General features: G+C 62.7%; 12 protein-coding genes. All 12 read left to right on the top strand.

The genetic code is table 11. The features are described 5' to 3' along the window. The coding region (locus QZ266_RS07385; RefSeq protein ID WP_295693353.1) for a carotenoid oxygenase family protein at positions 1 to 984 on the top strand (984 nt) is incomplete at its 5' end. A gap of 3 nt (positions 985 to 987) precedes the next feature. Beyond that, entirely contained in the window at positions 988 to 1,395 is a 408-nt protein-coding gene (locus QZ266_RS07380; RefSeq protein WP_295693351.1) for a DUF2306 domain-containing protein, read from the top strand. A gap of 70 nt (positions 1,396 to 1,465) precedes the next feature. Then, positions 1,466 to 2,188 carry a hypothetical protein gene (locus tag QZ266_RS07375; protein ID WP_295693348.1) on the top strand — a complete coding sequence of 241 codons (723 nt, stop codon included), beginning with the start codon at positions 1,466 to 1,468 and terminating at the stop codon, positions 2,186 to 2,188. 87 nt (positions 2,189 to 2,275) lie between these two features. Further along, positions 2,276 to 3,130, top strand: coding sequence for a DUF1036 domain-containing protein (locus tag QZ266_RS07370; protein ID WP_295693345.1), 855 nt, complete (start codon positions 2,276 to 2,278; stop codon positions 3,128 to 3,130). A gap of 174 nt (positions 3,131 to 3,304) precedes the next feature. Further along, a complete protein-coding gene (locus QZ266_RS07365; RefSeq protein ID WP_295693342.1) occupies positions 3,305 to 3,595 on the top strand; it encodes a DUF2282 domain-containing protein in 291 nt (96 codons plus the stop codon). Positions 3,596 to 3,645: 50 nt separating this feature from the next. Further along, positions 3,646 to 4,500, top strand: a complete 855-nt coding sequence (locus tag QZ266_RS07360; protein ID WP_295693340.1) for a DUF692 domain-containing protein — start codon at positions 3,646 to 3,648, stop codon at positions 4,498 to 4,500. Further along, positions 4,493 to 5,254 (top strand): DNA-binding domain-containing protein, encoded by a 762-nt coding sequence (locus QZ266_RS07355; RefSeq protein ID WP_295693339.1) that lies wholly within the window; start codon positions 4,493 to 4,495, stop codon positions 5,252 to 5,254. The genes QZ266_RS07360 and QZ266_RS07355 overlap by 8 nt, the downstream gene beginning before the upstream one ends. Beyond that, complete coding sequence (locus QZ266_RS07350) at positions 5,251 to 5,787, top strand: DoxX family protein (RefSeq protein WP_295693338.1); 537 nt, start codon at positions 5,251 to 5,253, stop codon at positions 5,785 to 5,787. Before QZ266_RS07355 ends, QZ266_RS07350 begins: the two co-directional genes overlap by 4 nt. Positions 5,788 to 5,874: 87 nt before the next feature. Further along, the gene (locus QZ266_RS07345; protein WP_295693336.1) at positions 5,875 to 6,303 is read left to right on the top strand and encodes a hypothetical protein; all 429 of its coding nucleotides are present in this window, start codon (positions 5,875 to 5,877) and stop codon (positions 6,301 to 6,303) included. Positions 6,304 to 6,386: 83 nt separating this feature from the next. Then, a complete protein-coding gene (locus tag QZ266_RS07340; RefSeq protein WP_295693332.1) occupies positions 6,387 to 7,760 on the top strand; it encodes a hypothetical protein in 1,374 nt (457 codons plus the stop codon). Positions 7,761 to 7,861: 101 nt separating this feature from the next. Then, positions 7,862 to 9,061, top strand: coding sequence for an ADP-forming succinate--CoA ligase subunit beta (gene sucC, locus QZ266_RS07335; protein ID WP_295693329.1), 1,200 nt, complete (start codon positions 7,862 to 7,864; stop codon positions 9,059 to 9,061). After that, the coding region (locus tag QZ266_RS07330) for a succinate--CoA ligase subunit alpha (RefSeq protein WP_295693326.1) at positions 9,061 to 9,669 on the top strand (609 nt) is incomplete at its 3' end. The genes sucC and QZ266_RS07330, both read left to right, overlap by 1 nt.

Here is a 9,669-nt window from a genome sequence, read left to right as displayed (position 1 = left end):
ATCGATCCCGATACCCTGGTCAGTCAGGGCGCGCGGCGCTGGGGCAATGGTCTCGACGGCGTCCCCTTCTCCGCCCACCCCAAGCGGGAGCCGGAAACCGGCATTGTCTGGAATTTCGGCCAGGACGCACCCGGAGCCCGCATGATCCTCTGGAAGGTGGCGCCGGACGGCAGGCTGCTCGATGCGGGACTTCTCAATGATGTTCCCGGCGGGATGGTGCATGACTTCGTGATCACTGAGCATTCGCTGGTTTTCCTGGTCGGCAGTTACCGGTTCGATCAGATGCGTCTGCCCTTCATCGAGAGTTTCGGGTTCGACGAGGACGCTCCGATGGTGGCGATTGCGGTCGACAAGAATGACTGGTCTGTTCGCAGGACCTGGGAATTGCCTCCCGGCTTCCTCTTCCATTTCGGTGGTGCCTGGGAGGAGGCGGATGGCACGATCCGGCTTGACGCAGCCCTGTCTCAGGATGCCCGTTTCGCCATGGCAGGCGCATATGATGTCATGCGGGGCCAGGCCGAAACCGAGACCGATTCCCAGAGTCGGCACATGCTGGTGACGCTTGCACCGGGTGGGCGTAGCCGCATCGAGTCGCTGGGAGCTGGCTATATCGAGTTTCCGCAGATCGACCCCCGCCTGACCGGCTTGCGGCGCAATGATACCTGGCACATCGCCTGGGATGCCGACCAGCCGCGGGGCGCGACCCGGATCGAGCGGCGCAATCTGCACACCGGCGCCCATGATGCGTTCGATCACGGTCCGAATGTCTATGTCGAGGAACCGCTGTTTATTCCGGCTGCGCCGGATGCGCCGGAAGGTCAGGGCTGGATCCTTCATACGGCCCTCAACGCCAATGCCCGTCGCACGGAGCTGCATGTGTTCAACGCCGGGCATCTGTCTGACGGCCCGGTGGCGAGCTGGCAGCTCGGCTATGCCTGCCCGTTTGGCTTCCATGGCTGCTGGCGCTCGGGAGGTCAGGTCTGAGCCATGAATATAGCGGCCTTCACCGATGCACCCTGGCTCATTCAGATTCATGCCCTCTGTGCCCTGACCGCGCTCGCTATCGGCCTGGTCCAGTGGCTGGGCCCCAAGGGGCGGCTCCCGCACCGGTTGCTTGGCATGACATTTGTGGCGCTGATGATTGCAACCGCCGTGAGCGCCCTATTCATCCGCCAGATCAATGATGGCGCCTTCTCCTGGATTCACATATTTGTCCCGGTGACCCTTGTCGGCCTGACCGGGCTGGTGTGGAGCGTTCGCCGTGGCGATCTCGCGGGTCATCGCAAGAATGCGACATCACTGTTCTTCGCGGCATTGATGATCCCCGGCCTCTTCGCCTTTCTCCCGGGGCGCTTGATGTTCGAGACCGTTTTTGGCGCCACGTTCGGGAGTTAATGTGCCGGAAAGACTGTCGACACAGGCGACATGAAAGCGTTCCTCTCCCGGCTTGGGCGTTGGGAGATAAATGATGAAGATGACCTGCCTTGCCGCCGTGTCGGTGGCGGCCCTTGCCAGTTTTCCCGCTCAGGCCCAGCCTGGCGATTGGTGGTCCCGGCTTGATCCGGAGCGTCTGGCTGGAGGCGAAATCCATCTTGAACTCCAGTACGAAGGCGAGACTGACGGATTCATGCGCTATGGCTGGCGTTCAGAGGGCGATGATATCGTCTTGTATGACCGGACCATGTGGGCCTCTGGCGAGGTCTATGAGACGATGGAAGTGCGGATGCGTCGGGACGGCCTTGCTCCTGTCTCGAGCGATATCAGATTTCACCAGGGCGCCAATTACTACGTCTTCGACATTGATTTCGAGCCGGGCTCCGCTGCGGGCAGCGTCCAGATCGTGCAGCCGGCGTCCGGGGTCAGTTCTCAGCCGCTTTCGTCCGACCTGACCGATGGCGCCATCCTGCGTGCCAGCTATTTCCTGGTCGCCGCCGCATTCCCGTTCGAGATCGGAGACAGCGTGTCGTTCAACTGGTTCGCCACGATGAGCAATACGGAAGAGGCCGTGACCCTGACCGCTATCGGTGAGGCTGAGGTCGAGACCCCGGCCGGCGTGTTCCGGGCCCTCCATGTCGAGCAGCGCGGTGGCACGCCGCCGAATGATATCTATATCGACCGCGAAAGCGGCCGGATTGTCCGGATCGATGTTGGTGGTCAGCCCATGAGTTTCGTCGCGCCGGCAGATTGATATGAAAAACGCCTCAGGGTGGCTTGGCTGGAATTGACCACGCATGCCGGTTTTGCGAGGTCTTTGGGGTCGCCCATGGAGCTTGTGATGCGTTTGACCCGGATTTCTCTCATTGCCCTGTTTGCCGCGGCCATGCTGGCCAGTCTGACCGGCGCGGCCACGGCCCAGCGCGACGTGCTGCTGAATGTCTGCAACGATACCGGCTTCAGTGTCGCCATTGCGGCCGCCTACCGGACAACGCCCAGTGAGAACCGGACCCTGCGCAGCTGGTTCCTGGTCGAGCCTGCCGCCTGTCTTCAGGGCGCCGTGAACAATGTCGTTGGCGACAGCGTCGACCTGCATGTGATGTCAGGCGAATGGCGCTGGCCGGCGCGGGCCGGCGATGCGGTCTACTGCACGCCTGCCAATTCGACCTTTGCCCTCGCGACCGGTGCGCCATGCCGGGGAGGTCAGGAAGCGCGCACTTTCGTGCGCTTGCCGGTGCTGGCCAGCCGGCACCGCGGCGTGGGGCAAGCCGATTACAGGGTCCGGTGCAGTGATCTGACCGAGCCGGATGCGGATTTGTGCGTTGGCGCGCCGCGCGATGAACGCGGCCTCGCCCAGATCGTACGCACGCTTGAAGTCTGCCAAACCGGTCAACGGGACTCGGATGCGGTTGTTCTGGTTTCGAGGCCTGATGGCGGTTTCGAGATTGCGGCGAGGCAGACTGTCCCGGCTGCAGGGTGTGCTGATATCTACCGTGGCTTCCCGCCCGACCAGACCATTCTTGTCGGTGGGGTTGGTGATCTCAATGATGATGCGATCGGTCGGTTCTGCCTCACAGGCGACGATCAAGCCGTCGTCCAGGCTGCGGAGGATGGCTGCGGCGAGGCGGCCTGGATAACGCCGGAGAGACACGTCTTTCGCAGCAATGTCTCGCGCTTCACCGCCTTCCTCCGATAATGCCGCTCACGGTCTCCTGACGAAATGAAGAGGTCGGGCTGACGGGTGGTCACGCGAAGGTGACGGCCTGCGCGGCCACGTGATTGGCGTGTTGTGCGACCGGGCGTCAATGTCTGGGTGTCCGGGCGGTCAGAAGGCCGTTCCGGCTGTCACCCAAGCTGGAGATCGCACACGATGAAAGCCCCTACACGTACCACTGCCCTTGCCGCATCCGCGCTGGCCCTGTCCCTGTCAGGTGCCGCGGCCCAGGCGAGCATGTCCACAACCACCGACGAGATGGAGCAATGCTACGGCATCGCGCTTGCCGGTGAGAATGATTGTGCCGCAGGCCCCGGCACATCCTGCGCCGGAACATCGACAGTCGACTATCAGGGTAACGCCTGGACCTATGTGCCCGAGGGGACATGTGAGTCGATCCAGACGCCGTACGGAACGGGATCCCTGATGCCCGTCGAACGGCCCTGATTCAAAGGTCAGGGGGTTGGTCTCGCCGGCCCCCTGTGAGGCTGTCCGTCATGGCGCTCCCCGACATTCCCCCCGTCGCAGGCATCAGCCTGAAGCCCGAACATTTCCGTTCGGCGCTGGAGGCGCGGGCGGACGGCCTCTGGTTCGAGATTCACCCGGAAAACTACATGTTGGATGGTGGTCCGCGCCTTCGCTGGCTGGACGCGATCCGTGAGGTTCATCCGCTCAGCCTGCACGGTGTCGCCATGTCGCTTGGTGGACCCGACCGCCCCGATCCGCAGCATCTCGCAAACTGGGCGCGCCTGATCGAACGCTATGAGCCGGTGCTGATCTCGGAGCATCTGGCCTGGTCCGCGCTGGACGATGTCTGGTTCCCGGACCTTCTGCCAGTCCCGATGACCCGGTCGGCGCTGGATCGTTTCTGTCGCAATGTCGATATCATGCAGACCGCGCTGGGCCGGCAGGTCCTGATCGAGAATCCGGCGCGCTATGTTCGGTTCGAGGGCGATGGCGATGAGGCAGATTTCCTTGCCGAGACTGTCCGGCGGACCGGTTGCGGCCTCCTCCTGGACGTCAATAACCTTTATGTCGGATCACGGAATATCGACCTCAATGTTCAGGATTGGCTGCGCCGGATCCCGGCCGACGCCATTGGTGAAATCCACCTCGCCGGACATGAGGTGGATACAGGGCTGGGCGAGCCGCTCTTGATTGACACCCATGGCGGGCCGGTCGCCCAGCCGGTCTGGCGCCTGTTTGAAACCGTCATTGCCCTGATCGGCCCGCGACCGACACTGATCGAACGCGACACCGACCTGCCAGCCTTCGGGGAGCTCATCGCCGAACGGGACCGGGCAGCGCGCCGCCTGATTCCGGCCAGGAAGTCCGCGGTCGCCCATGTCTAGGCAATTCTATGACGCGTTCGCCGATCTTGTGAGCGGGGTCGCATCCGAGCCGGTGGCGCGCCGACTGGAACGTCCCGGGCAGGCTGACCGGCTGGCCGTTTATCGCAACAATGTCGCGAGCTCGGCGATCGAAGCCCTGCGTGCCGCCTATCCTGTTGTGAATGCGCTCACCGGTCCGCGCTTCTTTTCGCCGATGGCCAAGGCCTTCTGGCGAGGCTGCCCGCCGCGAACCCGGGGCCTGTCCGGATATGGCGATGGTTTTGCCGATCATGTTGCCGGATATCAGCCGGCACGGATGCTGCCCTATCTCGCTGACATCGCCCGCCTCGATCGGGCCTGGCTCGAGGCGCATCACGCGGTGGATGGCCCCGTCTGCCGACCTGCGCAGGTGGCGATGCTTGCGCCGGCCATTCTCGCAGACCTCACCCCGGGGCTTCACCCGTCGGCGCGATTGCTCGACCTGTCCTGGCCTGTCCACGAAATCTGGCAGCGACACCGGTCCGGTCGGAGTATCGGGCGCGATCCGGGTCTGGCCGCGCAGGCGCAGTCTGTCCTGGTTTGGCGTCCGTATGACGAGGTCCGGTCGGTTGTGCTCGATCCGGGTTCCGCCTGCTTCCTGGCCCGTCTCAATGACGGCAAGGCGCTCGCCAGTGCGAGTGAGCACACGCTTGCCCGATATCCCGATTTCGACCCGGCCGCGGCTTTCGGGGCTGCGCTCAGTGCCGGCTATCTGTCCGGAGCAATAGTGTCATGAAAACGATCCAGAGCCTGCGAGCCCGGCATGGTGCCGTGTTCGACTTCCTGTCGGCGCGATTGGCGCCTGACGTCCTTCCCTTGCTGGCGCGCTTGACGTTGGCGGGGATATTCTGGCGCTCCCTGCTTACCAAGGTGAGCACCGTCAAGTTGTTCACCTATACCGAGTTGATCAATGATTTCCCGGTCGAGCGCGCCCGCATGCGCTTGCCCGAATTGCCACTCGACCTCAAGCCAGCGACCCTGCACCAGTTCCGCACCGATTTCGCGCTGCCCCTCCTGCCGCCGGAGTGGGCGGTGTGGATGGCGACGCTGGCCGAATTCGTGATTCCCATCGCGCTCATCCTGGGTATCGCGACCCGGTTGGGCGCACTCGCATTGGTAGGCATGACACTGGTGATCCAGGTCTTCGTCTTCCCCGACGCCTGGTGGAGTACGCATGCCCTATGGGTGGTAATCGGGCTGTATCTGGCCGTCCACGGCCCCGGGCGCGTGTCTCTGGATCATGTCGCGCGCCGCGTTTTCGCGCCTTAGGTGCGTTCGATTGCACCGGATTGATGGCTGCGGCATGGTCTTACGCGTCATCCGGCGGGGCGGGTGATGTGAGCACCGGGGGGTGAGATGGAGACCAGCGATCAGCCGGCGCGTGCCGAGCGTTTCCTGCCGGACTGGATAGTCGGCGGGGTTGTTCGGCTGTCCATTGTCCCGGGGTTGTGGGCCTGGGCGCGGGCGAATGCGGATGCGTGGCCGGGCGTCATGCCGGACATGGTGGCCGCCGCAACGGTATGGAATATCCCGCTCATCTCCGCCGCCCAGACCGCGCAGATCGCGGTATGGGGTGCCCATTTGATCGCCTTCATGCTGACCATTGGCTTCTTGACCCGACTGGTCGGCCTTACCCTTTTGATTGCGTGCGCCATTTACGCCTTTTGGGTGCTGCCTGAGGCATGGACGTCGGTGGCCGTGTTTGCCGCGATCGGCTTCTATCTTTTCGCGCGCGGCGGCGGAGGCCTGTCCATTGACGGGGCGATTGTCGCGACATTGCGCTGAAACGGCAGCGGAACTTACACAATTGCAAGACATATGGAGGCAGACTGAACGTCTCGGGAACTCCCGACACGAATGGTCAATGCATGCCACCTGAATTACGCCAGAAACTGAAGCAGGCCCTTGCCGGACGTCAGTCCGTCGATATGGGGCAATTCCAGTTTCTCAACCTCGAGCGAGTTCGGGCTCGCGCGGGCGCGCAATGGCCGCGGCTGCGCGACAAGGTCTACGAAACATCGACGCAATTTATCGAGCGCCGCATCGGTCCGGAAGACGTGATGATCCGCGTTCAGGGTGGCTTTCTGATCATTTTCCGGGCCTCGGATGTCGAGGCCTCCCAGGAAATGGTCGATGCGATCGCCGGTGAGCTCAATACCTTTTTCCTTGGGGAAAAGGGTCTTGATGAGGTGACTGCCGAGGCCGAGGCGCGCAATGTGCCAACGGTGGAGTTGCTCGATATTGTGGCGCGTGCCCAGCTTGATGAGCTGGAGAAGCCGATTGATGATCCAGATGGGCCTGCCCCGGCCGGGCCGCCCGCGCTGGAGACGCCTTGGCAATCCGTGCCGGGACAAGCTCGCGATGACGATGGCAAGACCCGTTGGGTGGAGGCGCCGAAGCCGGTCGATCAAGCCAAGTCCGCCATTGTCTCGAAACCGGCACCTCGTCATCGCGATCAGTCCGTCGGCTGGGACGATTTCGTTTTCATGCCGACCTGGGACAGTCGCAAAGCCTTCGTCAGCCATCATATCTGTGTTGCCCGAAAATCGGTTGGCGGTGGGGCCCGTTACGGACGCGATACCCTGTCCGGCGCGCCCGATCGCGAAGCCCATCGTCAGCTGGACCGGGCGACCGCGCTCGCGGCCCAGCGGGGCTTCCAAAAGGCCCGAGCGGCCGGCCATGCCAGCATGATCATCGTGCCGGTTCACTATGACAGCCTGTCCTCCATTTCCCGCCGGATGGAGTATTTCAGCATCCTTCAGCCGATACCCGAGGCGGCCCGCCGCTTCTTTCAGTTGCGCATTGACGGGGTGCCGGATGGTGCCCCCATGGCGCAATTGCAGGAGGTGTGTCGATCGATGAAGCATTTCGGGTCCTATGTCCTGGTGCATCACCGATTTGGCCATCCCGGACTCGATCGATTCGAAAGCTGTGGCATCGGAATCTTCAGCGCCGATACCCCGCCGCGGTTCAATGATGACGGGGCGGGAGACAAGGAGCTCATGACCTGTGTGGAATGGGTCACGACCGCTCAGGCGATGACAGCAGAGACCTCATTGCTGGACGTCGAGAATACCGCTCTCCTGGAAGCGGCCATGTCGGCCGGCATCCGGTATTTCTCAGGTCCGGCTATTGCACCGAATGTCGATGTGCCGGGCGCTCCGCGCCGACTATCCCTGTCAAGCATTCTCCTACCACCCGACGAAGCGGGGCAAGCTGACGATACCTTCGAGATTGACTGACAATTAGCCGCCGCGAGTGCGTTGCACCGCAGCAGCCCAGTGCTATAAGGCGAGTCCATTCTGGCCGTTTTGTCGCTTTCTTCCTCCCGCGAGGCCCATTCATGAATATCCACGAACACCAGGCGAAAGCCGTACTGAAATCCTTTGGCGCTCCAGTCGCTGACGGTGTCGCTATTTTCTCTGCCGAAGAGGCTGCCGCGGCGGCCGATCAACTGCCCGGCCCGCTCTGGGTGGTTAAGTCGCAAATCCACGCTGGTGGACGCGGCAAGGGCAAGTTCAAGGAACTTGGTCCCGACGCCAAGGGCGGTGTCCGTCTTGCCTTCTCCAAGGAAGACGTGATCGCCAATGCCAAGGAAATGCTGGGCAATACGCTGGTCACGCACCAGACCGGCCCGGACGGCAAACAGGTCAATCGCCTCTATATCGAGGACGGGGCCGACATTGCCACCGAGCTCTATTGCTCGCTTCTGGTGAACCGCGAAACCGGCCAGGTCGCCTTTGTCGTCTCCACCGAGGGCGGCATGGATATCGAGGAAGTCGCGGCGGAAACGCCGGAGAAAATCCAGACCATTGATATCGACCCGGCTGCCGGCGTCACCGATGCCTCTGCCGCTGCTGTCTGCGACGCGCTGAAGCTGGACGGCCAGGCGCGCGAGGACATGATGGGTCTGGCGAAGATCCTCTATACGGCCTTCTGCGAGAAGGACATGTCGATGCTGGAGATCAATCCGCTCATCGTCATGGACAATGGCCATGTCCGCGTTCTGGACGCCAAGGTCTCCTTCGACGGCAATGCCCTCTTCCGTCATCCGGACATCATGGAGCTGCGTGACACGACCGAGGAAGACGCCAAGGAAATCGAGGCCTCCAAATATGACCTCGCATATGTCGCCCTCGACGGGGATATTGGCTGCATGGTCAATGGTGCCGGGCTCGCCATGGCGACGATGGACATCATCAAGCTCTATGGCGCCGAGCCGGCCAACTTCCTCGATGTTGGCGGTGGCGCCACGACCGAGAAGGTCACGGCGGCCTTCAAGATCATCACCGCCGACCCGAACGTCAAAGGCATTCTGGTCAATATCTTCGGCGGCATCATGCGCTGTGACGTGATCGCCGAGGGTGTGGTCACCGCGGTCAAGGATGTCGGCCTGCAGGTCCCGCTCGTGGTTCGCCTCGAGGGCACGAATGTCGCCAAGGGCAAGTCGATCATCAATGAAAGCGGTCTCAACGTGATCGCCGCCGATGATCTCGACGACGCTGCCCAGAAAATTGTCGCCGCCGTGAAGGAGGCCAACTGATGTCGATCATCGTAGACAAGAACACCAAGGTCATCGTCCAGGGCCTGACCGGCAAGACGGGGACCTTCCATACCGAGCAGGCGCTCGAATACTATGGCACCCAGATGGTCGCCGGCGTGCACCCGAAAAAGGGTGGCGAGAGCTGGTCGGCCGGCGTTGACGGTGCGGCGACGCTGCCGATCTTCGCCTCTGTCGGTGAAGCCAAGGAAGCCACCGGCGCGGATGCCTCCGTGATCTATGTCCCGCCGGCCGGTGCCGGCGCGGCGATCATCGAGGCCATCGATGCCGAGATCCCCTTCATCGTCTGCATCACCGAAGGCATTCCGGTGATGGACATGGTCAAGGTCAAGGATCGCCTCGACAAGTCGTCCTCCATGCTGCTGGGCCCGAACTGCCCGGGCATCCTGACGCCGGAAGAGTGCAAGATCGGCATCATGCCGGGCTCGATCTTCAAGAAGGGCTCCGTGGGCGTGGTCTCGCGCTCGGGAACGCTGACCTATGAAGCTGTCTTCCAGACCTCGCAGGTCGGCCTCGGCCAGACCACGGCGGTCGGTATTGGCGGTGACCCGGTCAAGGGTACGGAATTCATCGATGTGCTCGAGAAATTC

The sequence above is a fragment of the uncultured Maricaulis sp. genome, from assembly GCF_905480005.1.
Lineage (GTDB): Bacteria > Pseudomonadota > Alphaproteobacteria > Caulobacterales > Maricaulaceae > Maricaulis.
Note: the sequence above shows the minus strand (reverse complement) of the source record. Positions and strands in the feature narration are given on the sequence as shown.

Bases quoted from the DNA above. Each gene is read 5' to 3' on its own strand.
- QZ266_RS07345 (WP_295693336.1), top strand. From the start codon at position 5,875: ATGGAGACCAGCGATCAGCCGGCGCGTGCCGAGCGTTTCCTGCCGGAC.
- QZ266_RS07365 (WP_295693342.1), top strand. From the start codon at position 3,305: ATGAAAGCCCCTACACGTACCACTGCCCTTGCCGCATCCGCGCTGGCC.
- sucC (WP_295693329.1), top strand. From the start codon at position 7,862: ATGAATATCCACGAACACCAGGCGAAAGCCGTACTGAAATCCTTTGGC.
- QZ266_RS07350 (WP_295693338.1), top strand. From the start codon at position 5,251: ATGAAAACGATCCAGAGCCTGCGAGCCCGGCATGGTGCCGTGTTCGAC.
- QZ266_RS07370 (WP_295693345.1), top strand. From the start codon at position 2,276: ATGCGTTTGACCCGGATTTCTCTCATTGCCCTGTTTGCCGCGGCCATG.
- QZ266_RS07355 (WP_295693339.1), top strand. From the start codon at position 4,493: ATGTCTAGGCAATTCTATGACGCGTTCGCCGATCTTGTGAGCGGGGTC.
- QZ266_RS07375 (WP_295693348.1), top strand. From the start codon at position 1,466: ATGATGAAGATGACCTGCCTTGCCGCCGTGTCGGTGGCGGCCCTTGCC.
- QZ266_RS07380 (WP_295693351.1), top strand. From the start codon at position 988: ATGAATATAGCGGCCTTCACCGATGCACCCTGGCTCATTCAGATTCAT.
- QZ266_RS07340 (WP_295693332.1), top strand. From the start codon at position 6,387: ATGCCACCTGAATTACGCCAGAAACTGAAGCAGGCCCTTGCCGGACGT.
- QZ266_RS07360 (WP_295693340.1), top strand. From the start codon at position 3,646: ATGGCGCTCCCCGACATTCCCCCCGTCGCAGGCATCAGCCTGAAGCCC.